This window comes from Rhizobium sp. Leaf371, from assembly GCF_001424045.1.
In the GTDB taxonomy this organism is placed as follows: Bacteria; Pseudomonadota; Alphaproteobacteria; order Rhizobiales; family Rhizobiaceae; genus Ferranicluibacter.
The window spans coordinates 241,893-267,953 of sequence record NZ_LMQB01000003.1; the positions used below are offsets into that span (position 1 = coordinate 241,893).

A 26,061-nucleotide genomic window follows, 5' to 3' on the forward strand; every position below is an offset into this window, starting at 1 on the left:
CGCCTCTGGCCAGGCCGGCCTCCGGAAGGGCCGGCCATTTCCGTTCCGTAACCTTCGCCTGCGTCCTGCACGCCTGCGCCGTAGCGCCTGTCTCGCACGGAGTGTCTCATGACGACCAGATCCCTCTTCTCCGACCCGCGCATGCAGGCGGCCCTTCTGGTCGCTCCGGCAATCGTCATCTACGTCGTCTTTGCGATCTACCCCATGGTGGACGTGGTGGCCTTGAGCTTCCAGCGATGGAACGGCCTCGATGCCCATAAGACGTTCGTCGGCTTCAGCAATTACATCGACATCTTCACGAAGGATCCGGTGTTCTGGGGCGCCTTTCGCAACACCGTCATCTGGACGATCCTGTCGACGATCTTCCCGCCGCTCGTCGGGCTTCTGCTGGCGCTCGGGCTCAACCAGCCGATCTTCGGCCGCAATGGTCTGCGGGCGATCTTCTACCTGCCCGTCATCATCGCCCCCATCGCCGTCGCCACCATGTGGCGCTGGATGTACGATCCCTTTTTTGGCCTGTTCGGGCAGGTCCTCACCTCGCTCGGGCTTCAATCCTGGATCCAGGATTGGCTCGGCAACCGTAACATCGCGCTCTACTCCGCCTTCGTCGCCTATCTCTGGCAGACCGTCGGTTTCTCCATGGTGCTGTTTCTGGCCGGCTTGCAGGGCGTCAGCAAGACGCTGATCGAGGCTGCCCGCATCGACGGAGCCGGACGCTGGAGCGTGTTTCGCCACGTCACCTTTCCCGCACTCAAACCCACCATCACCATCGTTCTGGTGCTGGCCATCATCTCCTCGCTCAAGGCCTTCGACATCATCTACGGGCTCACGGGCGGCGGGCCGGCGCAATCGACGCAGATGCTGGCGCTCTGGGCCTTCACCCAGTCCATGCAGATCTTTGACTTCGGACGCGGCAGCGCCATCTCGGTCGTTCTTCTGCTCATCACCCTCTCCGTCGTCATTCCCTACCTGCGCTGGACGCGAAACGCCGAGGAGCCCGAAGAATGACCGCGACCTCAGCCTCCCTCTTCGACAACCGGATCGAGAAGCCGCAACGGGACTGGGTGCTGGTGGCGCTCTGGATTTCGCTCGCTCTGGTCGCGCTGATCTGGGTCGCGCCCTTCGTCTTCATCGTCTTCACCTCGCTGAAATCCAACGCCGCCGTCATGGGCACTAGCGCGTTTTCCCCGCCCGTTGATCCGAAGTTCGCCAACTATACCGGCGCCTGGGACCGCGGCCGCTTCAACACCACCTTCTTCAACAGCGTCATCATCACCGCGATCAAGGTCCCGCTCGGTCTCTTCATCTCCGCCATGGCCGCCTATGCGCTGGCGAAAATCCCGTTCACGGGGCGCAAGATGCTGCTGCTGGCGGTTCTGTTCGGCACGATGATCCCGTTTCAGGTCATGCTCGCGCCGCTCTTCACGCTGGTCAACGGCCTGCACCTGATCGATACCTATCCCGGCGTCATCCTCCCCTATCTCGCCTTCGGCATTCCCTACCAGGTCTTCATCCTGCAGAGCTTTTTCCGCGGCATTCCGAAGGAACTCAGCGAAGCCGCCCGCATCGACGGCGCCTCGCACTTCACGATCTTCCGGCGGATCTTCCTGCCGGTCTCGCTGCCTGTTCTCGCCGCGCTGCTCATCCTCGATTTCGTCTCCACCTGGAACGAATTCGCCATGGCGCTCGTCCTTCTGCAGGACCGCGACATGTGGACCCTTCCCCTCGGCCTTTCCGCCTTCCAGGGGCAGTTTTCCAGGGACTACGGCCAGCTCAACGCCGCCATCGTCATGACGGTGCTTCCCGCCGCCATCGTCTACCTCATCTTCCAGCGCTACTTCGTGTCCGGGCTCACCTCCGGCGCGGTGAAGGGTTGAAAACGGACATCAAGGACGCAGATATGACCGACACCATCATCGCCAAATGGGACCTCTTCGAAGCCAGCCTGAGCGGGCCTTCCGCCGGCAATCCGTTCGTCGAGGTCGATCTCGAAGCCCATTTCAGCCAGAAGAGCCGAACCGTGCGCGTGCCCGGCTTCTATGATGGCGATGGCGTCTACAAGATCCGCTTCATGCCCGACAACGAAGGCGAATGGACCTATGTGACGCGCGCGTCAGCGCCGGAACTCGATGCTCGCACGGGATCCTTCACGGCAGGCCCGGCAAGCCCGGATGCGCACGGGCCTGTCCAGGTCGCCAACCGCTACCACTTCGCCCATGCCGATGGCACACCGTATCTCTCCTTCGGCACCACCTGCTATGCCTGGACGCACCAGCCGCTCGACCTGCAGGCAAAGACGCTCGAAACCCTGAAGCAGGCGCGCTTCAACAAGATGCGCATGGGCGTGTTCCCGAAAGATTATCCGTTCAACATCAACGAGCCGCTGCATGATGTCTACGAGCGGGACGCGGACGGGGAACTCGACTTCGACAGGCCGAATCCCGAGAGCTTCCGGCACTTCGAAAATCAGGTAAAGGCACTCGGGGATCTCGGGATCGAGGCCGACATCATCATCTTTCACCCCTATGATCGCTGGGGCTATTGCGACATGAGCGCCGAGCAGGACTATCGCTACGTCGCCTATCTCACGGCGCGTCTGGCCGCCTATCGCAATGTCTGGTGGTCGCTTGCCAACGAGTACGACTTCCTCCTCGACACCAAGCCGATGGGCCAATGGGACCGCTACTTCCAGATCATCGAGGAGAACGACCCCTACCATCACCTGAAATCCATTCACAACGGCGACGTCAACGCGAATTACGACCACCGCCGGCCCTGGGTCAGCCATGTCTGCATCCAGAATTGGGACGTGAAGCGCACCCAGGAATGGCGCGAAGCCTACGGCAAACCGGTCGTCAACGACGAGCCGGAATATGAGGGCAACATCATGCTCTCCTGGGGCAATATCTCGGCGCGCGAGCTGGTCCATCGCTACTGGATCACCCTGCTGCGCGGCGGCTATGCCGGACATGGCGAAACCTTCATGCATCCGGACGACATCCTCTGGTGGGCGAAGGGCGGCGTCCTCCACGGGGAGGCCTGGCAGCGCATCGGCTTCCTGCGCGATCTCCTGCAGGAGGACGTGAAAAACGGCCTGACACCGATTGCCCGCGAGGCGAACTGGCCCTGGAGCCGGGTGTCCGGTGCGACCGATGGCGACGTGACCTATATCTATCTCGGCGAGCATCAGCCCGTCATCTGGGCGCCCGGTCTGCCGCAGGAGGCGGGTGACTACGCCGTCGACGTGATCGACATCTGGGAGATGACGGTGACGCCGGCGACGCTTGTCGATGCTCCCGCCAACCATCCGACCCGGCATGGTGCCTCGCTGCGCCCCCGGCGGCCGGATGCGGCCTTCGCGGTGGAACTGCCGGGCAAGCCGAACCTTGCGATCCGCGTTCGGCCGAAGCGCTAGAAGGAACATTGCCATGTCGACCGTTCAGATCCGTGACGTTCGCAAATCCTACGGCGCTCATCCCGTGCTGCACGGCGTCGATATCGACATTGCGGACGGAGAGTTCGTCATCCTCGTCGGTCCCTCCGGCTGCGGAAAATCGACCCTGCTGCGCATGGTGGCGGGGCTCGAGTCCATTACCGGCGGGACGATCAGCATCGATGGCCGCGTGGTCAACGGACTGGAGCCGAAGGACCGTGACATTGCCATGGTCTTCCAGAACTATGCGCTCTACCCGCAGATGACGGTCGCGCAGAACATGGGCTTCGCGCTGGAACTGGCCGGCACCGCCAAGGACGAGATCAAGCGCAAGGTGGACCATGCCGCCGGCGTTCTCGGGCTGGAGCCGCTTCTCCAGCGCAAGCCGGCGCAACTGTCAGGCGGGCAGCGACAGCGCGTCGCCATGGGCCGCGCCATCGTGCGCGATCCCAAGGTCTTCCTGTTCGACGAGCCCTTGTCCAATCTCGATGCCAAGCTGCGCGTCAAGATGCGCGCGGAGATCAAGGCGCTGCATCAGCGCCTGAAGACGACGATCGTCTATGTCACCCATGACCAGATCGAAGCCATGACCATGGCCGACACGATCGTCGTCATGCAGGGCGGGCATATCGAGCAGATCGGCACGCCGCTCGACCTCTACGACCACCCCAAGAACATGTTCGTCGCCGGCTTCCTCGGTTCGCCCGCGATGAACTTCCTCGACGGCGTTGTGGCGAAAGAACAAGACGCTGCCTTTCTCGATCTGGGCGGCGCCGGCCGCGTTCCCTTGGCCGGCGGGATGAGCCACACGGTCGGAAAAAGCGTCATCGTCGGCATCCGCCCCGAAGACATCGGCATCGCGGACACCGGCGGCATCCCGGCCGAGGTCCTCGTCGTCGAGCCGACCGGCTCCGAAACCCATCTCGCCGTCCGGCTGGGAGGCCAGGAGATCATCGTCGTCCTGCGCTCCCGCGTGGCGCTGATCCCGGGCGAGAGGGTCCATCTCTCGTTCAATGACGCCAAGTTCCACCTGTTCGATAAGGACACGAAAGAGGTCATTCGGGAGCTTTAATGGTATGTGGTGGTCCGTTGAACTTCGTCGTTGCTTGGTCTAGTGGGATCTAAACTGCCGCGCCTGTTCGAAATGTCGACCGCTCGAGAAGAGTCGATTTCCCCCAATTGGTATCTCTGGACCTGCTCTGCAGAGCAGTTTCCCTGTTCATAGGACAACACGGTCCGGGCGGGGAATCTTTACGGCTCCTCCTCCAGGAGCCTGCAAGACCGTGGTGTGGCATGGCAAAATCACGAAGGCTGTAACGGCGATGGAGCGTGCGATCACCATCCGCCTGCTCGTCGATCAGCCGCGCGATCCCCGCATCGTCTGCCGCGTGCGTCCCGCTGCCAGGAATACTGACAATTGCCATGGTAGCTTGGGTAGGATGGTGCCGCGCAGTCATGATTGGCGCAGACCGCCACCGCCGTCCCGATCAAGGCGACGGCCACGATAGCGGCGGCAGCCTGGTCCTGTTGCTGGACCATGGCGGGGCAGTCATATGTCTGAATTCCGCGCCGATTGAGCTCGACCGCAATCTGCTGCTGGAAAACAGGATCCATGGCCTGCAGAAAGGTTCGGCAAAGTGAGGCCTGGCTGACAGCTTTCGGATTTTTGGTGAACTCGGCTTGAGTGATGGTTGTGCAACTCGCCAAGGCAAGCGTCATCGATGCGGCGAACGCGAGCCGCGCAATTTTCATTGTATTCAATGTTGTCCCCTCAAATAGAGAGGGGATCATCGCACAACCTTACGAAGAGTCGATAGCGACTTACGTAAAGTCCCGGCTTTCATTCTGACAAGCGCTGGTTTCTGAAATTTCTTCCTAAAACGAGGGTCTTATATTAGGTCATCTTTGTCGATCGTGATCTCCAAGCTCCCGTGTGGCCGCCGTTCCGCCATGTCGACGCACGCGGGGATGCTGCCGGAACGGATGGTCTCGTCACCTCGACGGCGGTTGGGCGCCGATGCTCATCCTTCGTTGCAGGGCTGATCCTCCGATGGCTCAGCCAAAGCGTCGTTCGCAACAGCACCCGATCTGGGTCGGCGCGGTTCTGTCGCTGTCTGCTACCGCAAAGCCGGCCGCGAGCCCTTCGGTCCGACCCCTCGAAGAGCGAGCAGCAGGAGGGTCAGGGCAGCGATGGTCGAGCCGAGGCCCATGGCGAGGGCGACGGTCGGGAGCGTCGCTCCGTTTGCAAACAAGAAGCCGGCAATGATGGGGCTGAGGGCTGCGCCGCCACGGCCGATGCCGATGACGAAGCCGGTGCCGCTTGCGCGGACTTCCGTCGGAAAGGTTTCGGCGACGATCGCATAGATCCCGACCACGCCGGCATTGGTGGCGCATCCCGCGATCGCCGCGAGGATGGAGAGCTGCACGAGATCCGGAGCGCTGCGCCCGAACAGGGCGACGAGTGCCGTCGCGATCACCATGACGCCGATCGTCAGGTTCCGCACGGGGAAGCGCTGGCTGAGGAAGCTGACGACGATGGAGCCGGCGATGCCGCCGATATTGGCCCAGACCAGGACATTGCCGGCAGCCGATGGCAGGAAGCCCATATCCGCGACGATTTTCGGCGCCCATTTCAGGATGAAGTAGAAGGTCATGATGTGGAAGAAATAGGCAAAGGTCAGGCACAGGGTGGCCACGATCAAGGTCGGGGAGAACAACTGCCCGAGACCCGGCTTCAGGCGTTCCCCGTTCTGTTCCGGCAGGGCGGCCACGGTCGCGCGGCCCATGCGTTTCAGGACGGCGTTGAGCCGTTCGAGAGCGCCCTCGGGGCGGCGCTGGATGAGCCATGGCACGGTTTCCGGGAGGGTGAAGTAGACCAGCGGTATGCAGCAGGCGGTCACGATGGCCCCGCTGGCAAACACCGCTCTCCAGCTGTAATCGACCAGGAAATGCGACACGAGGGCGCCGCCGATCACGGCGCCGACGGGATAGCCCGTCGCCATCAATGCGACCGCGAAATTTCGGCGTTTCGCATTGGCATGCTCGGCCGCGAGCGCGTTGGTCGCCGCCAGCATGCCGCCGATGCCGAGACCGGTCAGGAGCCGCCAGGCCGACAGCGGCAGGATGCCGGAGGCGGTCGCTGCCAGCGACATCCCGCCGGCCATCAGCACGAGGCTGGTGAGGACGGCGGCGCGCCTGCCGATCCGGTCGCAGAGGCCTCCGAGCCACACGGAGCCGATGGCCATGCCGATGAGTTCCATCGACAGGACGATGCCGAGCGCCGCCCGGTCGATGCCCCATTCCTTGGCGATGCCGGGCGACGCAAAGCTGATCGACAGCACATCGAACCCATCGAGCGCGTTCAACAGGACGCAGAGACCGACGGCCCAGATCTGCATCGGGCTCATCGGCGTCTGCGCGAGACTGTGTTTCGGATCCTCGGTCATGACTGCTCCTCCCTCAAGGTTGAAATGGCACCGGATGCCCTGCCCGCCCTCCGCGGATGCAGGGCCCTCCTGCGGTATCGGTCTCAATCGCCCAGCCTTAGACGCCCAGCCCCGGTCGCCCAGCGTCAGTCGCCCAGCCTTAGTCGCCCAGCGTCATCAGCGCGTCGAGAATGACGGCGCCCTTGCGTCCGGGGTAGACGACGACGGGATTGAGGTCGATCTCGCGGATCGACGGTTCTGCCCGAAGGAGACGGCCGAGCCGGCCGACGATGTCGGCCACCGCCGGGACATCGCAAGGCGCGGCCCCGCGAAAGCCGTCGAGAAGGGCGGCGCATTTCAGCCGTCCGATGTCCGCGACGATCGCCTCCTCCGTCAGGTCGGCGGCGAGCAGGCGCACGTCCTTCAGGATTTCCGCCTGAACGCCGCCGAAGCCCACGAGAATGACGGGACCCCACTCCGGGTCGTTGCGTGCGCCGACGATCAGTTCGATCCCGCGCGGGCTCATCGTTTCCACAAGGACCCCGTCCAGAACCAGACCGGGCCGGTGGCGGGCGATGTTGGCCGACAGCTCGGCCCAGCCCTTCGCGACGGCCGCGTCGTCGGGAAGACCGACCACGACCCCGCCGGCATCGCTCTTGTGCGAAAGGTCGGCGGATTGCGCCTTGAGGACGACGGGATAGCCGATCTCTCGGGCGCGCCGGCAGGCCTCTTCCGGCGTCGTGGCGAGCGCGCCGTCCGGGAAGACGAACCCGGCCTGCCGCAGCAGGTCCTTGGCGCGGTATTCCGGAAGGACGGCCGGACCGGCCGGCAAGACTGCCAGCGGCATAGGCTCGGCGTCGGTCACGGCGAGCGTGCGGCGGGCGCGTTCGGAAAGCCTGGACACGGCCCGCATCACCCGGTCGGTGGATGGGAAATAGGCGATATCGAGGGCGCGAAGGCCCTCGACATAGGCGGGCGGGATCGGCGCGCCCTCGTCCAGGCCGGCGACGATGATCGGCTTGGCGGGTTTCAGGTCTTGGATGGCGCTGAGGATCGAGGGGAACTTCAGGGTGCAGGTCGTAGCGTCGGTCTGGATGATGCCGAGCACGATGATCTCGACACGATCGTCGGACAGAAGGGCGGCGAGCGTGCGCCGGTACAGGTCCGGATCGACCAGAGATTGCGCCGTGAGATCGACGGGGTTGCTGACCGGCACGAAGGGCGGCAGGGCGGCGCGAAGATCGGGACTGTCCTCGTCGGTCATCTGCGGCAGGGGCAGGGCCAGCGCTTCGGCCAGATCCAGCGTCAACGCCTTGAAGGCGCCGGATTCGCCGACGACCGCAGCACCCCCGCCACCGATCCGGCCGTAGCGGGCGGTCAGTTCCAGGCAGTCGCCGAACTCCTCCAGCGTCTCCACAAGCGTGACGCCCACCCGCTCGACACGGGTCTTCATCACCTGATAGTCGCCCGCCATGGCGCCGGTGTGGGTCGCAGCCGATTCCCGCGCGGCGCTGCTGCGGCCGGGATGCAGGAGAACGATCGGCTTTCCCGCCGCGATTGAGCGCCGCGCGGCCTGCAGGAAGCGCGCCGGCTTGCGGAATTGCTCGACCACCAGGCCGATGACGCGGGTGTGGGGATCGTCGATCAGATAATCGACATAGTCCTCGACCCCGCTGGCCGCTTCGTTGCCGGTGGAGATCGAGAAAGACAGGCCGAGGCCGCGGGCAAGCAGGGTGCTGTCCACGACGGCGGCGATCGCGCCGGACTGGGAGACGATGCCGATGCCCGGACGGCCGTCAAGCCTGATGTCGGGCGTTTCGATGAAGGTCAGGGGGATGCCATCGACGAAATTGACGAGGCCGAGGCAGTTCGGCCCCTCGACCATCATGCCGCTGCGGGCCGCGATGGCGGCGATCTCGCGCTGTTCGGCCAATCCCTCGGGCCCACCCTCGGCAAAACCGGCCGAGAAGATCACCACCGCGCCGGTTTTGCGCAACGCCAGCGCCGTCACGGCGTCGAGGACGGCGGCGCGCGGAATGGCGAGGATCGCCACATCGACACCCTCCGGCAGATCGCCGATGGCCTTCCGGCAGGCGCGACCGCCGATCTCCTCCCGGTTGGGGTTGACGAGATAGATCTCGCCGGGAAACCGCAAACGGTCGAGATTGGCCAGAACCGAGGCGCCGAGGGCGCCGGGCTTGTCGGAGGCACCGATGATCGCCACGGAGGCCGGACGAAGCAGGCGGCCGATGGCGTTTGCAGGCAGGAACCGGATATCTTGATCCACAGTCGTCTCTCCTCCACAGAGCCGCGCCTCTAGCGGAGCGGCGGCTTTCCTTGCATCCGTCGACGGGTCCGCATCGTCTCCCGGGCCGATGCGGACACGCGATTCTCGTCTCGTCGTTCGTCTTTTCGGGACAACCGGATTCCGCTTATCCCTGACAAACTCCCGGTCTATGCTTTCGACTTCGACCGGTCGTAGGCGCCGAGACCCGGCTTGTAGCTCTTCTCGTCGATGAACTGCCGGATGCCCTCCTTCCGTCCCTCGTTGTCGTAGCTGTTGGCGGCCTCCTGCGCGCGGACGAGGTAATCTTCCGCCTCGTCATAGGTCATGGTGCCGACCCGTCGCACGGCATCCTTGGTGGCTTTCAAGGCCACGGGATTCTTCTTGAGAAGCACCTGTGCGACCTCTTCGACGCGGGCTTTCAACCGGTCGAGCGGCAGGGCCTCGTTGACGAAGCCCCATTCGGCGGCCTTCCGGCCATCGATGTTCTCGCCGGTGAGCGCATGGTACATCGCGTTGCGGAAACCGGTCAGCTCCAGCGCGACCTTGGTGGCCCCGCCGCCCGGCAGGATGCCCCAATTGATTTCGGAGAGACCGAACGTCGCCTCGTCTGCGGCAAACGCCAGATCGCAGGCAAACAGCGGGCCGTAGCCGCCGCCGAAGCACCAGCCGTTGACCATGGCGATGGTGGGCTTCTGGTACCATCGCAGCCGGCGCCACCAGCCATAGCTCTCCCGCTGCGCCTTGCGTGTGCCGCGCAGGCCCTGACCTTCGGTTTCGCGAAAGTACTCCTTGAGATCCATGCCGGCGGACCAGGCCGTCCCCTCGCCGGTCAGGACGAGAACGCCGACCTCCTCGGAAAATTCGAGTTCGTCCAGCACGTCCAGCATCCGCCGATTGAGTGCGGGGTTCATGGCGTTGCGCTTGTCGGGACGATTGAAGCTGACCCAGGCGACCCGATCCACGATCTCGAAAGTGACGGTGTCCTGCTCCTGCCGATGCAGATCCATGGCATTTCTCCTAAAGTGACGAATGACGGTAAGTGACGAACGACGGTCGTCCGATGAACGGTGTTGAAGACAGCCGACCTCCTTAAGGCTTGCCGGTTCGCAACCGGCCATGCCCTTGGACGTCGTCTCGTTTGGCGCGTGTCCCGTGTCTTCCGGACGGACTCAGATCGGGAAGTGACCGCCCTCGGTCTCCAGCGTGATCCAGCGCAATTCGGTAAAGGCGTCGATGCCGGCCTTGCCGCCGAAGCGGCCATAGCCCGAGTTCTTGACGCCGCCGAACGGCATCTGCGCCTCGTCGTGGACGGTCGGTCCGTTGATGTGGCAGATCCCGGATCGGATCCGCCGGGCGACACGCAGGCCACGCGCGGTGTCGCGCGTGAACACGGCGGCCGACAGGCCGTATTCGGTGTCGTTCGCCAGAGTGACGGCGTGGTCCTCGTCCCGCGCCCTGACGATGGCGACGACCGGGCCGAAGCTCTCGTCGCGAAACAGCCGCATGGCCGGCGTCACGCCGTCCACGACATGCGCGGGCATGAGGACGCCCTGCGCGGTGCCGCCATTGACCAGCGTGGCTCCGGCGGCAACGGCGTCATCGACAAGCGACTGCACGTGGTGGACGGTCTTGAGGTCCGCCACGGCGCCGAGCGGCGCGGTTCCCGTGCGCGGATCGCCGACCTCGAGCGTTGCAACCTTTTCCCGGAACCGGGCAACGAAGGCCTCCGCCACCGCGTCGACAACGATGATCCGCTCGGTCGACATGCAGATCTGGCCCTGGTTCATGAAGGCGCCGAAGGCGGCGGCCTTGACCGCCTCGTCGAGATCCGCATCGTCGAGGACGATGAGAGGCGCCTTGCCGCCCAGTTCCAGGAGAACCGGCTTGAGATGCTCCGCGGCCCGCTTGGCGATGATCCGGCCGACGGCGGTCGATCCGGTAAAGTTGATGCGGCGAATGGCGGGGTGGTCGATCAGCGCGCCGACGACAGGACCCGCCTCGGCCGCGGCATGGGTGACGATGTTGACCGCACCATCCGGCAGGCCGGCATCGATGAAGGACGCGACGATGAGACTGTGCGTCCGCGGGCAAAGCTCCGACGCCTTGAGGATGACGGTGTTGCCGCAGGCGAGCGGCATGGCGATCGCCCGGACACCGAGAATGATCGGCGCGTTCCACGGTGCGATACCGAGAATGACGCCGACCGGCTCGCGAACCGTCATGGCGAGGCAGCCGGGTTTGTCGGACGGAATGATCTCGCCGCCGATCTGCGTGGTCATCGCCGCCGCTTCGCGGATCATCCCGGCGGCCAGCATGATGTTGAACCGCGCCCAGCCCTCGGTTGCGCCGATTTCCGCCATCATGGCCGCGATGAAATCGGTGGCCCTCGCCTCCAGTGCCGCCGCCGCCTTGGACAGGGCCGCGCGCCGGGCATTCGGCCCGAAGCGGCTCCAGACCGCGAACGCCGCCTCTGCCTTTTCGGCAATCGCGCCGACATCCTCGACATCGCAGGCGCTTGCGACCGTCGCCACCGTGCCATCGAGCGGATTGAGCCGCTCGAACGTGGCGTGACGATCCGATCGCGTTGGTTTGTGTGCAATATTCATGACCAGTGAGCCTCCCGTCTCATGATATGTTATATAGCATGACATTTTGATTTGAATTGGCAAGCGAAATTTTCTAGGGTCAGGACATGACCCGCATCGAAGCCGCCCCGTCGTCCGAAGACGCGTCACCGGACGTCACGCCTTCGCTCACGCCCGCTTCCACGACGCCCGCCAATCCCCTCGACGACCATCTCGGCTATCAGCTTCGAAGGGCCTCGAGCTTTCTGATGGGCGTGCTCGCCCAAAGGCTTTCGCTGATCGCCCTGACCCCGAGCGAAGCGTCCGTCATCATCCTGATCGCCGGCAACGACCGCATCATTCAAAGCGAGATCGGCCGGATCCTCGGGATCCAGCGGACGAACATGGTGCCGCTGACCGCCTCGCTGGAACGACGCGGCCTGATCGAGCGGCAACATATCGGCGGAAAATCCTTCGGACTGACCGTGACCGCAGACGGCCGGCGGGCCGCCGAAGACGCCCAGCAGGTCATGCTGGAGCACGAACGGGAATTCTTCGGCGCCCTGCCGCCCTCGTCCCGCACGTTGCTGACGGAACTGCTCGGTGCGGTCTGGAGGAAGGGAGAATAACGGAGAGGCGACAGACGAAGCGCCCACCGGCCCTTAACCATGGGACGGACCGACAAACGACCAGCGGAATATCGCCGACGCCTGACGCCCTTCGCGTCGAGACGGCGGGGCGGATGCGCTCCCTCACCATCCAGCCGCCATCGACGGGCAGGATGGTTCCGGTTACGTAGGACGAGGCCGGACTGCAGAAGATGAAGGATTGCGGTTGCGAGATCCTCGGGGCGGCCCCAGCGCGCGGCCGGAATGCGGGCGCAGATCCGGGCGTTGCGGTCGGGGTCGTTTCGCAGGGCTTCGGTGTTGTCGGCTTCCCTGTAGCCCGGGGCCATCGCGTTGACCGTGATGCCCTTCTGCGCGCGTTCGCTCGCCATGGCTTTGGTGAGCCCCGCCACGCCGTGCTTGGAGGCTGCATAGGCGGGCACGCGGATGCCGCCCTGGAAGCTCAGCATCGAGACAACATTGACGATGCGGCCGGCACGTCCGGTGGCGATCATGTGACGCGCGGCCTCCTGCGAGAGCAGGACAACCGATCGAAGATTGACGTCGAGAACGGCATCCCAATCCTCTGGCGTAACATCGACAATGGCGGCGCGCCGGATGATCCCCGCATCGTTGACGAGAATGTCCACACCGCCCAGCGCCGATATGGCCGTTTCGACGATCGCCCCGGCATCTCCAGCGTGACGATGAGGTCTCGACGGGATGCGACCTTCGGTGCGTCGCAATTGCAAAACTACTTCCGCCAAAAAGCCATCTTCGGCTCCGGTTGCCTTGATGGAATGTGAACTAACGGCACCCGTAGCTAACGGAAATTATTTCCGCCTAACGGCCATCTCCAGGTCCAGCGCCTTGACGGGAGTCAACCTCCCGACCGGTTGGGCAACAGTCTAAGCCGTTGAGAAGCTTAGTGCGGCGTCGTGGCAGTTACAGAACTTGGCCCGCAAGGATAGAGGAGTGGTCGCTGCGGGCAGGCAGAAGGCACACTGTTTGGCTACGTCAGGCATCTCCGAGCGCAACGGGTGGGATGTTGCTCTGCTTAAAACAAAGGGATTGCCTTTCAAGTCCACACAGCCGCTTCAACTTGATAGGCCAACGCTATGTTGTAAGGCTCGGACAGCGACACGCTCAACAAAGCCGCTCTGCACCCGTCCAAGGAACAACGGACTTGCAAATCGTTTTTTGGCTCATGGAAATCGGATGGCTCTCAAGCGGCAATCGCCCAGCAATCCGTTGCAGCGACCAGCCCTGCATGTTGCGCTCGATCACCGACTGGCGCAGATGCGGGAAGCGGGCAAGCGTGCCCGGCTTGGCATGTCGGAAGGGAATGCACGGCGCGCGTGGAACTCATGCGCGAGTGAAATCATGGCGGGCCGGACCGGCACGGACATCGCTGCAGGATGCGGTGATGCGGAATCGACGTCGATTGCTTCGGCGACATTCTGGAAACTGTGGCAATGTAAATCCATTGTCAGGAAACCCTTAAACCGCCGGATACAGAATTATCCGATGAGATAGACGACAGATGCCGCGCCCCGGCGCCGTTCGGGGGTTGCGCCACGTGGCGTTTCCGACCGTATTCAGGATACTTGATCACATCGGTGGCTTTGGATACCCGCAGCCCGACGCATCCGGTGACTGCGCCAGTCAGCCGGCGCCCGGACGAGTATTCGTGAAATTCTGGATAGGGAGTGAGCATGGACCGCTGGACCGAATTCCACGTCTTCGTCAAAATCGCCGAAGAGCGCAGCATGACAAAAGCTGCAAGCACGCTCGGTCTGTCGATATCCGGCATCAGTCGCCACCTCATGAACCTCGAAACACGTCTTGGGGCGAGGCTTGTCCAGCGGTCGACACGGCAGCTCAGCCTGACCAGCGAGGGAGAGGCTCTCTTCGCTGACGCGCGCGATCTCCTTGCGACCTGGGATGCTGCGGAAGCCAATGTCACAGCGCGCTCGCATGCACCGACCGGACGATTGCGCATTGGCGCTTCCCTGTCGTTCTCGCTCCTGCATCTCATGCCTGTGGTCGCACAGTTCCGGCAGCTTTACCCGGCCCTTTCCATCGAGATCATCTCTTCAAACCGCTACTACGACATCATAGAAAACGGCCTGGATCTGGCCATTCGCACGCGGCGGGTCGAAGCGGACAGCTCGATCACCATCCGCCGTTTGGGTGAAACCCGAAGACTGCTGGCGGCATCACCGCGTTACCTCCGTGATCGGGGCACGCCGAGACATCCCAACGAGCTACTCGATCACGATCTCATCCTCTATACGCTGGCCGATAACTGGAACGAATTTCGCTTCAGACGCGGTGACGAGACCATCCTGGTCAAGGTCGACGGAGCGATTCTCGCCAATGATGGCCAGTTGATTTGCCAGGCCGCGCGGGATGGCTTGGGAATACTCGCGCAGCCGACGTACATCGTTCAGGACGATCTGGACGCTGGACGTTTGATCAAGGTTCTGGATGACTGGGACCTTCCCCGGCTCACCATGAACATTGCCTATCCCAGCAAGTCTTTCATGCCTGTAAGAACGCGACTTTTTATTGACTTTCTGGTCGAACGCTTCCGTCTGAATGACTTCGAACGGCAGTGGAACTGCTAGCAATTTGCGTTTTCTGCAAAAATGTTTCTCGAATAGCCCTGTTCATCTCGTTTTCTGTGAATGTTAGGGAGTCGGTGGCGTCACGCTGGTGACCGCTTAAACCGTATGCCTGAAGTTTCAAATGGGAGGAAATTGTCATGAAGGGCCTACTTACCGCATTGCTGGTAACCACTGCTTCTCTAGCCGGCCTGAACGCCGCACAGGCACAGACGAAGGAAAAGGTCTTTTTCCTTCTGCCCAACACAACCACTATCCGATTTGAAAACAGGGATGCGCCGTTTTTCGTCGAAGCGATGAAAGTCGCTCGGCCGGACGCTCAGGTCACCGTACAGAACGCGCAGGGCGACCCCCAGCAGCAGCAGCGCCAGATCGAGGACGCAATCTCGCAGGGCGCGAGCCTCATCCTGCTGACTTCCGCAGACGCCAACTTGGTGGCCGGAGCGCTGGCAGCCGCGCAGACCGCAAACGTGCCGGTCGTTCTCTACGACCATGACGCGGTTGGCGGCAAGGCGGAAGCTCATGTCGTCTTCGATTCGCTGGCCGTAGGTCAGGCACAGGGCAAACGCGCTGCCGAACTCATCAGCAAGATGAGCAAGTCGCCGGTGAAGGTAGCCCGAGTGAAAGGAAATCAGGGCGAATATGGCACGGGACAATATGAAAAGGGCCAGAACGAATTTCTGCAGCCTCTGATCGACTCGGGTAAAGTGAAGGTCGTGTGCGAACAGTACACCCAGAACTGGGATCCGACGCTCGCCCAGTCGTTCGCGGAAGACTGCCTGACCAAAAACGGCGGCGATGTCGACGTGTTTGTCGGGATGAACGACGGCACCACCGGCGGTTCCGTCGCTGCGCTGATCAGCCAGGGCTTCAAAGCTGGCGACAAGCTGGTGACCGGTGGCCAGGACGCGACCGTGGAGGCGCTTCGCTACGTCGTCCAAGGCTGGCAGGACAATTCGGTTCTAAAGGATCTCAAGGTCGAGGCGACCGAGGCAGCCAAGGTTGTCGCGTCGATCCTCGACGGCAAGGGGGTTCCTCAAGACCTGGTGAACGGCAAAGTCAACAACCAGTTCATGGATGTACCGGCTATCCTGCTGCCGGTCGAGAACATCACGAAGGATAACCTCGGCGAAGTCGTGACAAAGGGTATCTGGACCTGGAAGGAAATCTGCCAAGGCATCGAAAGCACCGAGGTCTGCAAGGCCAACATGTAATCGTTTGGGCGGGCGGCTTCGCCGTCCGCTCGTTGCGTTCCCGGGAGGATTGATTGATGACAGCACTGGCAGCCGAACGGCCGCTTTCCGCTCACAACGGCACAACGCCACTTGTTTCGCTTCGCAATATACAGAAGCACTTCGGCTCGCTGCATGCCTTGCGGGGGGCCTCCGTCGAAGTCTATCCCGGCGAGATCGTCGCGCTCGTCGGTGACAACGGTGCAGGAAAGTCAACTCTGGTCAAAGTCATGGCGGGCGTGCATGCCGCAGACTCCGGGGAGTATCTTTTCGAGGGAAAGCCGGTCCAGGTCAGAAAGCCAACGGATGCGACAGCATTGGGCATTCAGACGGTGTATCAGGACCTGTCTCTGTGCAGCAATCTTGACGCGGTTCAGAACCTCTTCCTGGGCCGCGAGCGAACAGGTTCCTGGTGGAGCGGCGGACGCATCCGCCGGGCCGAATGCGAAGTGCGGGCCCGGGAGCTGCTTACCAGAATGCGGCTTGGCAACCTGTCGCTCACCCGCCCCGTCGGAGCGATGTCAGGAGGGCAACGCCAGAACATCGCCATCGCACGCTCCATCCTTGAGACCCCAAAGGTCGTGATCCTGGACGAGCCAACCGCCGCCCTCAGCCATTCCGCTGCGGAAGGCGTCTCGTCGCTTATCCGGACCCTGGCGGACCAGGGTCTGGGCGTCGTGATCGTCAGCCATGACATCCACCATTTCGTCGTGAACGCGACTGACCGGATTGAAGTCATGCGACTGGGCACCAACGTCGCGAGCTTCAAATCCAAGGATGTCACCGGCGAGCAGGTTGTCAACGCAATGGTCGGCGGCAACGAAGGCGTCAATCTCGCGGGCTAACCGCAAGCTCTTTTACACATTGAGGAAATTCCAATGGCCAACACCCTGACCGTTGATGCCCCTGCGCGACGCCCGCGCCGAAGCTTCGGCGAGCTTCTCTCAAGTGACCTGCGCGCCCTCCCGATCGTCATCGGTCTTGTCGCGCTCGGCATTTTCTTCGCGTCCCAGAGCGATGTGTTCCTTACCTCGCGGAACCTCTCGAACCTTCTGGTTCAAAGTACAGTGGTCGGCATCATGGCGCTGGGCCTCATGTTCGTTCTACTTGTCAAGGAAATCGACCTTTCCATCGCGGCGATCAACGGCATTACGTCCGTCCTCATGGCCAAGTTCATTGTTGAATTCGGTTTTTCTCCCTTGATTGCCGTCCCTGCGGCGATCCTCTTCGGCGCCGCGATCGGAAGCTGCTCGGCCCGCTGGGTCACCTTTGTGGGGGTCCCGTCTTTTGTGGTGACGCTGGGCCTCGGGCTTGCGCTCAACGGCCTGCAGCTTATTCTCCTGCCGCCGACCGCCCGCTACGGCCTTCAGCAAACGGGCATCGAAAGAATTGCGCTCACAAATATCAGTGGTGTCTGGGCCTGGCTGTCTCTCCTCGTCGGCATCGTCGTCTATGCCGGTCTGGTCCTGTCAGATGTCGCCCGGCGAAAGAGAGCCGGTCTACAGTCGCCCGTCATTCAGAGCGTCGTCCTGCCGATCGCCGCTGCGGCCGTGTTCGGTAGCGTCGTCGTGGCGATCCTGGCCGCGCATCAGGGAATCCCGCTTGTCGTGCTGATTTTCGCAATGCTGCTGGGCGTAGGGGGATATACGCTGAACAGCACGCAGTTCGGACTGTATCTCTACGCGGTGGGCAACAACGAGGAGGCCGCTCGCCGCGCCGGCATCAAAGTCGCGCGCATCAAAATGGCGGCATTTGCGATTGCAGGTGGCGTGGCGGCGCTCGCCGGCGTGATTGCCGCCTCCCGGACACTCGGTGTCGGCGTATTCTCCGGCGGTGGTGTCGGCGGCGGGACATTGCTGCTGGAATCCATAGCCGCGGCGGTCATCGGCGGTGTCAGCCTGTTCGGTGGCCGGGGATCCATTCACGCGGCTCTGCTCGGAGCGCTTGTGATCGGTACTGTCAGCAACGGCCTGAACCTTCTAGGCGTCGAAAATGAGGTCCGTCTGATCGTCACTGGCCTCCTGCTGGTCTTGGCAGTATCGATCGACAAACTCATCGAGCGGGCGACCGGCCACCAGAGCTTCTAGCCTAGCCGGCGTCCTGCGGGACGCCACGCGGTGCATGACGGAATACGAGAAAGGGCAAGACATGAAAATTGAAGATATCGATCTTTGCGCAAGCTACTGGACGGTCAGCGGCGCTGTATACCCCGGCTCGCAGACGGAGATCAGCCCGTTCACCCTGAAGGACCGGGCCGAAGTTTGCGGGCGTACCGGCTGGCGGGGCATGGGCTTTGTCCTTGACGATATGGCCGCATCCATCGAACACTACGGTCTGCCCACGGTCCGTCGAATCTTCTCAGACAACGGCATCAAACACGTTGAACTCGAATTCCTGGTTGACTGGCATCTCGCGGGCGCGCGTCGCCTCGCCTCCGATTCCATGTATACCCGCCTGCTCGACATGGGGGCGGAGCTCGGCATCAAGAAGATCAAGATCGGCGGCGGCGTCTTCGAAGAGGGCGAACCCGATCTGCCCGCGATGCGCGACGCCCTAGCGGTGATTTGCCAGCGTGCCGCGCCCCTCGGGATCGACATCGTTATTGAATTCCTCCCCTTTGCCAGCATTAACACCATCAAGAGGGGCTTGGCTCTCTTTGAAGGGCTTGGCACCACCAACGGAGGTCTTCTGGTCGACACCTGGCACATCGAGCGTGGCGGCATGACCGCGGACGATATCCGGCAGATACCTCTCGACCTGCTGCGTGCCGCCGAACTCGATGATGCGGGCCCCGAGGTTCTCGGCTCCCTCTTCAACGACTCCACCCACTACCGCCGCTTGTGCGGCGAAGGCTCGATCGACATAGCCTCTCAGATCCAGGCGATCCTCGACGTCGGCTATCGCGGCTATTGGGGTGTGGAGGTCATTTCCGCCTATCACCGCCATCTTCCGCTCGAGATCGCGGCGCAGCGGGCGTTCGATACGACAATTGAGCAGTTTCGGTCCGTAACACTGCCTGCCAGCTGAGCAGCCTTCCTGGGCAGGGCGTCTGCCGAAAATGAACACTAGGGACATACAAGATGGTAAGAATCGCAGTTCTAGGTGCAGGGCGCATCGGCAAAATCCACGCCGCGAGCGTGGCAGCGAATGCAAAGGCCAAGCTGGTGGTTATCGCCGATCCCTTCGCGGATGCCGTCAAGCCTGTCGCGGCGGCCCATGGTGCAGAAGCCATGACCGATGCCATGGCTGCCATCGAGCGCACGGACGTTGATGCCGTTGTCATCGGGACGCCAACCGATACACATGTGGCGTTTCTGATGAGGGCGGTCGAGCTTGGCAAGGCGGTTCTCTGCGAAAAGCCGATCGATCTCGACATGGCCAAGAGCGAAAGTGCGGCTGCCGAGGTGGAGCGGAGAGGCGGCAAGGTCATGCTCGCCTTTAATCGTCGCTTCGACAGCACCTTCGCCGAAATGCGCCGCGCCATTGACGCCGGCCGTATCGGCGATGTCCGCCAGGTCGTCATCTCAAGCCGTGATCCTGGCATGCCGCCTCCCGCATATGTGAAGACCTCTGGCGGCATCTTTCGCGATATGACTATCCACGATTTCGATATGGCGCGCTGGTTGCTCGGAGAAGAGCCGGTCTTGGTGACGGCGGTCGGATCACGCCTCATCGACCCTGCACTGGTCAGCCAATATGACGACTACGATACCGTCATGGTCGTGTTGCAGACTGCGAGCGGCAAGCAAGCCCACATCAACAACTGCCGGGAAGCCGTCTACGGGTACGACCAGCGCGTCGAAGTCCTGGGCGCCACCGGAATGCTCACGCAGGACAACCTCCGCCCCACCACGATGCGCCTTACGACCGCCGAACTGACCGACGCGCGCGAGCCTCTGCTCAATTTTTTCCTCGAGCGCTATGCACAAGCCTACCGCGCTGAGATGGACGCCTTCATCGACGCGATCGACGGTGGCAAACCCATGCCCACAACCGTGCGTGACGGGGTGCTGGCACTTCGCCTTGCTGAATGCGCGGTCGAGTCCGCACGCTCCGGCCAAGCGGTCAGAGTCTAACCAAACACCTTCGCTGGGAGAGGAACTGCCATGACCTACGCTATTGGACACGACACCACGCTCGGGATTGCCTGCCTCGGCATCACCCATCCCCACACATCAGGACGCGTGAAAGCCTTTCAGCGCATGCCGAACGCAAAGGTCCTTGGTGCCTACGATCAGAGCCCGCTGCTCGATCCCTTCGTCGATGCCATGGGCATTGCCAAGCGGACGAAGGAGGACATCCTCGCGGACCCGGACGTTCACGCGGTCCTGATCCATCCGAAAAGCTACCTGATGGCCGAATGGTCAATCGAGGCTATGGAAGCCGGCAAGGCTGTGCTTTGTGAAAAGCCTGCCGGACGGGGTTCGAACGATACCGTGCGGCTGATTGACACCGTTGAGAAGACCGGCCAGCTGTTCCAGGTCGGCTACTGCTGGCGCTACGCTCCCTCAGTGGACCGTATGCAGGAAATTCTAAAGGCGGGCCAACTGGGCAAGGTGTTGCAGGTGCGTGCCCATTCCGGTTGCTCCCACGGCGAGGCTGATACTGACCACATGCGCCAGCCGGGAGATATCGGCGGGGCCTTCTATGTGATCGGGTGCCATACCATCGATCGACTGCTGCTGCATTTCGGGATGCCGACGTCCGTCAACGCGCGGATCACGAAATTCGATGGTGTTATGGTCCCTGCTGCACGTGAAGACGCGGCCGGCGCGATCCTGAACTATCCCGACAAAATGATCACAATCGACTTCATGTCGTGGGATCCGCTTCCATGGACCGAGGGGTGGGATATCACCGCCTACGGTACAGAAGGCGTCATGCATTCCCGTCCTCTTCCGGCGTCCTATAAGCTCTATAGCACGGGCAAGGCAGGTCTTCCGGAGGGTTGGACAGAATGGAACGAAACTAGCTTCCCCGAGATTTGGGCTGTTCGGAAAACCGTCTACTCGCCGGAAATCGCTGAGATTGGCAACCCGGTTTACTTTGATCGCGAGGCTGCATCCTTCGAGCACGCGCTTCGCACGGGTGCGCCATCGAATGTTCCGGCGCAGCAGGCCCATAATATCAACCGGATCTTGGAGGCGCTCTTCCAGTCGTCATCGAAGAACGGTGCCGAGGTTCAGCTCTGACCTGGACAGGTTTGGGGCATCGAATGATGCCCGTCCCTCACCTGCTTTTGGAGTAGCCGGATGATCAAGCATATCGTGATGTGGAATATGGCGGGCGAAACCGTGGAGGACCGCTCTGAGGCGGCTGACTTTCTTCGAACCCGCTTCGAGCAATTGCGCGGTAAAGTGCCTGGCTTGCTCCATCTGGAAGTAGGACTCGATCAGAGCCGTGTCGACTATGCTTGCGACGTGGTTCTTTACACGGAGTTTGAAAGCCAGGAGGCTCTTGACGCGTATGCAAGTCACCCGGCCCACCTCCGTGTGAAGTCCGAATTGGGTCAAATGCGGATCGCCCGCTACCAGGTCGATTACGCCGTAACGGAACTGAGCTCCTTCTGATACGCCACAAGGAATGTCCTAATGAAAGACTTCGTGTACAAGGCACATCCCGCCCGTGTCGTTTTCGGGGCCGGAAAAGTGCTGTCGGTCGCGGAAGAGGTTGAAGCTATCGGGTCGCACCGGGCGCTGGTCCTTTGCACCCCGCCACAGCGTGAACAGGCAGAGATGGTTGGCCGACTGCTTGGATCACGTCTCGCTGGGATTCACGACGGCGCACAGATGCACGTTCCCATCGAAAGCGCGCGCAAAGCGCGGGCGCTCGCCGCCGAACTGGGTGCGGATTGTGCGGTTGCCGTGGGTGGCGGATCGACAATCGGGCTTGGAAAGGCGATCGCTTTGGAGGCCGATCTCCCGATCATCGCGATCCCGACGACCTATGCCGGATCGGAAATGACGCCGATCTACGGGCTGACGGAGAACGGGCTCAAGCGGACAGGCAAAGACGCCCGAGTGCTGCCCCGATCGGTCATCTACGACCCCGATTTGACCAAGACCCTCCCGCTCCAGATGTCGCTTGTCAGCGGCATGAATGCGATCGCCCATGCGGCCGAAGGGCTCTACGCCGAGGACGGCAACCCCGTGATGTCACTTATGGCCCAAGAGGGAATCCGCGCGCTTGCCAAGGGAATGCCCAAGCTGGCTGAGGCGCAGGACGCTGAGGACGCCCGTGCCCTCTGCCTTTATGGCGCCTGGCTCTGCGGAACCGTACTTGGAAACGTCGGGATGAGTTTGCATCACAAGCTGTGCCATACGCTTGGTGGAAGCTTCAATCTGCCGCATGCCGAAACCCATACCATCGTGCTGCCGCACGCTCTGGCTTACAACAGTCCCGCCGCGCCGGAAGCGATGCGCCAGATCGCGGAAGCGATTGGCGCAGAGGACGGGCCCATCGGTCTACACCGCATTGCAAAAGCACTCGGCATGCCGACGGCCCTTCGCGAACTCGGGCTGATGGAAGCCGACCTTGATCGCGCCTGCGAAATTGCGCTTTCAAACCCTTATTGGAACCCACGACCGATCGAAGCAGCCCCCTTACGCGCGCTCCTGCAGCGAGCTTGGGAAGGCGCAGAGCCCCGCCCGTGACGCGCAGGGTGTCGGCTTGACCTCCTGCGGATATGAACGAGAAAGGAACGTAAGATGAGCGCCTATTTCACAGAAGACGGCTCTGTCGAAGCGGTCAACGGCCGGATGAGCGCAGATGCGAACCCCCGTCTTGCTGAAATCATGGCGTCTCTGGTGAAACACCTCCACGCCTTCGCGAAGGAAACCAAGCTTACACCGGAGGAATGGGAAGTCGGCATCGACTTTCTCACAAAGACAGGTCAGATCTGCTCCGGTGAGCGCCAAGAGTTCATTCTCCTCAGCGATACTCTCGGTTTCTCGATGCTGGTCGATGCAATCAACAATCGTCGACCCACGGGAGCGACTGAGAATACCGTGTTCGGGCCATTCCATGTACCGAATGCTCCGGTTCGCGAGATGGGGACCAACATCTCGCTGGATGGAAAAGGCGAGCCCTGCCTCTTTGAAGGTCGGGTTCTTGACCTGGACGGCAATCCCATCGAAGGCGCCCGTGTCGATGTCTGGTCCGACAACGCGGATGGCTATTACGATGTCCAACAGCCCCATGCACAGCCAAAGTGGAACAACCGCGGTATCTTCGTAACCGGTTCAGATGGCCGGTACAGCTTCGTCGGTATCAAACCCGTTTCCTATCCAATCCCGGATGATGGCCCGGTAGGGCAAATGCTTGGCTACCTTGGCCGACACCCTTATCGCCCGGCCCATATGCATTACCTCGTAACGGCACCCGGCTTCCAGAAGGTCGTTACGCACACCTTCGTGGGCGATGATCCCTATCTGCAGTCGGACACGGTATTCGGCGTCAAGGATACGTTGATCGCACCGTTCGAACGAGGAACAGACAATCAGACAGCATGGCGCTCACCATTTGATTTCGTTCTCGTGCCCGTGCACCGCGCCGAAAGCATCTCGTGCAATGAAGATCAACGGGCATGAAATCGCCAATATTGACGAGGGTGAAGGAACCTCCATCAGCTTCCAGCATGGTCATTCAACCTTGTCCTATGGGTGGCGCAACATCATGCCATACCTCAAGGGACAAGGCCGTCCGATCGCCGCCGACTTCATGGGAATGGGCCATTCCGAAATGCTCGATCCGGCACTCGGCGCGTCACGCAATAGCCAGTGTCGTGTGCAGCCTTGAAAACGAAGGGCATCTGGCAGAGTGGTAGCCTACGGAAATCCTGATTGCGCTGTGCGATGGGGTCGTCACTCGCCCTCCAACGTTCGTGAAGGACAAGAAGGCGGAATGCCAGCCAGCCAACACGCCGTGACGATCCGCGCTTGTTAGAAGGTCATCATCAGGCGGAGGCGAGCTGTTTCAGTACCTCAGTAATCGCCGATCGGGGGTAGGGTTTGGGAATGAAACGGCCTCCAGGAGGCACATCATCATTAGAGGCATGCCACTTACCGGAAATCACGACCACGGCGATGTCCGGGTAGATCGCCCGGGCGCGACGGGCGAGCTCCAGCCCGTCCATGGAGCCCGGCATATCGATATCGGTGATCAAAACATCGATATCGGCATGCCGTTCCAGCAACCCCATTGCAACATCGGCATTTTGCGCTTCGAGGGTCGCATGCCCGTTATCTTCCACGAGGTCCACAATATCGACCAGGAGGATCATCTCGTCCTCGACGACCAAGACTTTGAGCGGCTGCATAGCTGTCATAGGTCCTAAACAGAAATGGGAGGAATAAGTTCGTCCACAAGTCGCTCTATCGTTCCGGTGAGCACGTACCGTACGCCCTGCGGAGGGTATTCGATCTCGGCTTTCCCGGCGAAGTACCCCCCGACAATGCGACCCGTCAGGCGCGAGCCAAAGCCTTTACGGCTCGGCGATACAACCGGAGGACCGCCGCTTTCCTGCCATTCCAGACAGAAGCTATTGTCGGCCCCCTCCTCCCACCGGATCGTGATCGAACCGCTTTCGGTGGACAAGGCTCCATATTTGACGGCATTGGTGGCAAGCTCATGCATGGCCAACGATAACCCCAGCGCCTGTTGCGCTGACACTTTGACCTCGAGGCCATAAAGACGGGTCCGTCCGTCATGATCCTGATGGGGGTGGAGCACCTGCTCGATTACCGTGCGCACATCCGCGTCCCGGAAATCCGTATCGGTCAGAATATCCTGTGCCTTGGCCAAAGCACCGATCCGGTGCGTGATCGTGTCCTGAGCTTCCTCGATGGTGGTGGCATGCCGCATGCTTTGCGATACCACCGCCGTGGTCATTGACAGGATGTTCTTGATGCGGTGCGCCATCTCGCGCTGGACAATCCGCCGTTGGCGCTCCAGCTGCACCTGGTGCTCCAATTGGCGCTGGGTGCTCTCGATAACGGCTTCTGCGGCCGCTCGGCTACGCACGAATGCCGTGGTCTCGGTCGTGATGTTGATGAGGCCTGCGACTTTGCCTTGGTCGTCGTAAAGCGGCGTGTAGGTGAACGTCCAGAACGTTTCAGTCGGGATGCCATCGCGCATCATGATGAGACGGACATCTTCGCCGCCTGTTCCTCGACCCGAAAGGGTCTCCTGTACCATCGACGCAAGTGCGTCCCATACGTCGCTCCAGATGGCCTGGAATGGCTGGCCCAGCGCACGCCCGTGGCGTTCTGCGAGAAACGGTGCGTAGCCGTCATTGTAGAACATGAGTAGGTCACGACCCCAAAACAGTGACATGGCCTGCCGGGAGGTCAACATCATGCGCAAGGCATTGGTCAGTGAAAACGGCCACGTTTCCATCGGGCCCAGCGAGGTTGCCGCCCAATTGTGCCTGCGGATCGCGTCGCCCATTGCGCCGCCTTCCGAAAGCAATCCGTCTGGGGCAGAAAGAGTGCCCAGGCTATTCCAGATATCGTCCGCGTTCATAAAGTGATGGGCCTAGCTTTTTTGGTCATACTGCATATCAGCGTGATCACTGCAATAACTTATGACATCAGCATCTTAGTCGCATGATGCATTCTCTCCGTCGTGCGTTTTACACAACCTAGAGGTATTCTTCGAAACAATATCTCGAAGTTGTGTATCTTTCATTTCGAATTGCTGGGAAGGAGTGGCCGGACTGTATCCAGTGTGCCGCGCCGGGTTTGCCGGAGGCCGTTTCGTTTACGCTATGCGGCCATAGTGTTGATTTCCACTGAGAGCTGACCCGGCGCAGCGTTATATTTCCATTGAGAATTGACCCATGTTTCAACCGTCCCCTGCATGTTTTCAGCGGGGGCTCTGGAGTGATCG

Annotated in this window: 23 protein-coding genes and 2 pseudogenes; 16 read left to right on the forward strand and 9 right to left on the reverse strand. The window is 61.7% G+C overall.

The window, feature by feature from the left end:
* Positions 1 to 108 precede the first annotated feature (108 nt).
* The 4 genes from ASG39_RS06495 to ugpC are packed head-to-tail and all read left to right on the forward strand — an operon-like array spanning position 109 to position 4,505.
* Positions 109 to 1,008, forward strand: a complete 900-nt coding sequence (locus ASG39_RS06495) for a sugar ABC transporter permease (RefSeq protein ID WP_062594084.1) — start codon at positions 109 to 111, stop codon at positions 1,006 to 1,008.
* Positions 1,005 to 1,877 (forward strand): carbohydrate ABC transporter permease, encoded by an 873-nt coding sequence (locus ASG39_RS06500; RefSeq protein WP_062594086.1) that lies wholly within the window; start codon positions 1,005 to 1,007, stop codon positions 1,875 to 1,877. The genes ASG39_RS06495 and ASG39_RS06500 overlap by 4 nt, the downstream gene beginning before the upstream one ends.
* A 23-nt stretch (positions 1,878 to 1,900) precedes the next feature.
* On the forward strand, positions 1,901 to 3,415 hold the full coding sequence (locus ASG39_RS06505) for a DUF5060 domain-containing protein (protein WP_062594189.1): 1,515 nt from the start codon (positions 1,901 to 1,903) through the stop codon (positions 3,413 to 3,415).
* A gap of 13 nt (positions 3,416 to 3,428) precedes the next feature.
* Positions 3,429 to 4,505, forward strand: a complete 1,077-nt coding sequence (ugpC, locus tag ASG39_RS06510) for a sn-glycerol-3-phosphate ABC transporter ATP-binding protein UgpC (RefSeq protein WP_062594088.1) — start codon at positions 3,429 to 3,431, stop codon at positions 4,503 to 4,505.
* A gap of 263 nt (positions 4,506 to 4,768) precedes the next feature.
* Here ugpC and ASG39_RS23055 read toward each other — a convergent pair whose 3' ends face one another.
* From ASG39_RS23055 to ASG39_RS06535, 5 genes are all read right to left on the reverse strand, one after another.
* A complete protein-coding gene (locus tag ASG39_RS23055; protein ID WP_082476995.1) occupies positions 4,769 to 5,185 on the reverse strand; it encodes a hypothetical protein in 417 nt (138 codons plus the stop codon).
* A gap of 365 nt (positions 5,186 to 5,550) precedes the next feature.
* Positions 5,551 to 6,879 carry an MFS transporter gene (locus tag ASG39_RS06520; protein WP_062594092.1) on the reverse strand — a complete coding sequence of 443 codons (1,329 nt, stop codon included), beginning with the start codon at positions 6,877 to 6,879 and terminating at the stop codon, positions 5,551 to 5,553.
* A 139-nt stretch (positions 6,880 to 7,018) separates the two neighbouring features.
* Entirely contained in the window at positions 7,019 to 9,145 is a 2,127-nt protein-coding gene (locus tag ASG39_RS06525) for an acetate--CoA ligase family protein (RefSeq protein WP_062594094.1), read from the reverse strand.
* Positions 9,146 to 9,312: 167 nt separating this feature from the next.
* A complete protein-coding gene (locus tag ASG39_RS06530; RefSeq protein WP_062594096.1) occupies positions 9,313 to 10,152 on the reverse strand; it encodes a p-hydroxycinnamoyl CoA hydratase/lyase in 840 nt (279 codons plus the stop codon).
* Between the two features lie 162 nt (positions 10,153 to 10,314).
* Complete coding sequence (locus ASG39_RS06535; protein ID WP_062594098.1) at positions 10,315 to 11,751, reverse strand: aldehyde dehydrogenase; 1,437 nt, start codon at positions 11,749 to 11,751, stop codon at positions 10,315 to 10,317.
* 86 nt (positions 11,752 to 11,837) lie between these two features.
* Between ASG39_RS06535 and ASG39_RS06540 the strand changes: the two genes are divergently transcribed.
* Entirely contained in the window at positions 11,838 to 12,338 is a 501-nt protein-coding gene (locus ASG39_RS06540) for a MarR family transcriptional regulator (RefSeq protein ID WP_062594100.1), read from the forward strand.
* Between the two features lie 121 nt (positions 12,339 to 12,459).
* Here the strand turns inward: ASG39_RS06540 and ASG39_RS24440 are convergent.
* A pseudogene (locus ASG39_RS24440) lies at positions 12,460 to 12,970 on the reverse strand (SDR family oxidoreductase); the annotation flags it as partial.
* 529 nt (positions 12,971 to 13,499) lie between these two features.
* Positions 13,500 to 13,631, reverse strand: a pseudogene (locus tag ASG39_RS24445) (IS30 family transposase); the annotation flags it as partial.
* Between the two features lie 398 nt (positions 13,632 to 14,029).
* On the opposite strand from ASG39_RS24445, the gene ASG39_RS06550 reads away from it, so the two are divergent.
* From ASG39_RS06550 to ASG39_RS06600, 11 genes are all read left to right on the forward strand, one after another.
* Positions 14,030 to 14,944 (forward strand): LysR family transcriptional regulator, encoded by a 915-nt coding sequence (locus ASG39_RS06550; RefSeq protein ID WP_062594105.1) that lies wholly within the window; start codon positions 14,030 to 14,032, stop codon positions 14,942 to 14,944.
* Positions 14,945 to 15,081: 137 nt separating this feature from the next.
* Positions 15,082 to 16,155 (forward strand): sugar ABC transporter substrate-binding protein, encoded by a 1,074-nt coding sequence (locus ASG39_RS06555; protein ID WP_062594107.1) that lies wholly within the window; start codon positions 15,082 to 15,084, stop codon positions 16,153 to 16,155.
* A 56-nt stretch (positions 16,156 to 16,211) separates the two neighbouring features.
* Entirely contained in the window at positions 16,212 to 17,018 is an 807-nt protein-coding gene (locus ASG39_RS06560) for an ATP-binding cassette domain-containing protein (RefSeq protein ID WP_062594109.1), read from the forward strand.
* 33 nt (positions 17,019 to 17,051) lie between these two features.
* Positions 17,052 to 18,260, forward strand: coding sequence for an ABC transporter permease (locus ASG39_RS06565; RefSeq protein WP_062594111.1), 1,209 nt, complete (start codon positions 17,052 to 17,054; stop codon positions 18,258 to 18,260).
* Positions 18,261 to 18,321: 61 nt separating this feature from the next.
* The gene (locus tag ASG39_RS06570; RefSeq protein WP_062594112.1) at positions 18,322 to 19,200 is read left to right on the forward strand and encodes a sugar phosphate isomerase/epimerase; all 879 of its coding nucleotides are present in this window, start codon (positions 18,322 to 18,324) and stop codon (positions 19,198 to 19,200) included.
* A 53-nt stretch (positions 19,201 to 19,253) separates the two neighbouring features.
* Positions 19,254 to 20,249 carry an inositol 2-dehydrogenase gene (iolG, locus tag ASG39_RS06575; protein ID WP_062594114.1) on the forward strand — a complete coding sequence of 332 codons (996 nt, stop codon included), beginning with the start codon at positions 19,254 to 19,256 and terminating at the stop codon, positions 20,247 to 20,249.
* A 30-nt stretch (positions 20,250 to 20,279) separates the two neighbouring features.
* A complete protein-coding gene (locus ASG39_RS06580) occupies positions 20,280 to 21,365 on the forward strand; it encodes a Gfo/Idh/MocA family oxidoreductase (protein ID WP_062594116.1) in 1,086 nt (361 codons plus the stop codon).
* Positions 21,366 to 21,425: 60 nt separating this feature from the next.
* Positions 21,426 to 21,743 (forward strand): Dabb family protein, encoded by a 318-nt coding sequence (locus ASG39_RS06585; protein ID WP_062594118.1) that lies wholly within the window; start codon positions 21,426 to 21,428, stop codon positions 21,741 to 21,743.
* A gap of 21 nt (positions 21,744 to 21,764) precedes the next feature.
* A complete protein-coding gene (locus ASG39_RS06590) occupies positions 21,765 to 22,826 on the forward strand; it encodes a maleylacetate reductase (protein WP_062594120.1) in 1,062 nt (353 codons plus the stop codon).
* A gap of 54 nt (positions 22,827 to 22,880) precedes the next feature.
* Positions 22,881 to 23,762 carry an intradiol ring-cleavage dioxygenase gene (locus ASG39_RS06595; RefSeq protein WP_062594123.1) on the forward strand — a complete coding sequence of 294 codons (882 nt, stop codon included), beginning with the start codon at positions 22,881 to 22,883 and terminating at the stop codon, positions 23,760 to 23,762.
* Complete coding sequence (locus ASG39_RS06600) at positions 23,743 to 23,970, forward strand: hypothetical protein (protein WP_062594125.1); 228 nt, start codon at positions 23,743 to 23,745, stop codon at positions 23,968 to 23,970. The genes ASG39_RS06595 and ASG39_RS06600 overlap by 20 nt, the downstream gene beginning before the upstream one ends.
* Positions 23,971 to 24,127: 157 nt before the next feature.
* Here the strand turns inward: ASG39_RS06600 and ASG39_RS06605 are convergent, their stop codons facing one another.
* Together ASG39_RS06605 and ASG39_RS06610 are read right to left on the reverse strand one after the other, a co-directional pair.
* Complete coding sequence (locus ASG39_RS06605; RefSeq protein WP_062594127.1) at positions 24,128 to 24,490, reverse strand: response regulator; 363 nt, start codon at positions 24,488 to 24,490, stop codon at positions 24,128 to 24,130.
* Between the two features lie 14 nt (positions 24,491 to 24,504).
* Positions 24,505 to 25,695, reverse strand: coding sequence for a PAS domain-containing sensor histidine kinase (locus ASG39_RS06610; protein WP_062594129.1), 1,191 nt, complete (start codon positions 25,693 to 25,695; stop codon positions 24,505 to 24,507).
* Positions 25,696 to 26,061 lie beyond the last annotated feature (366 nt).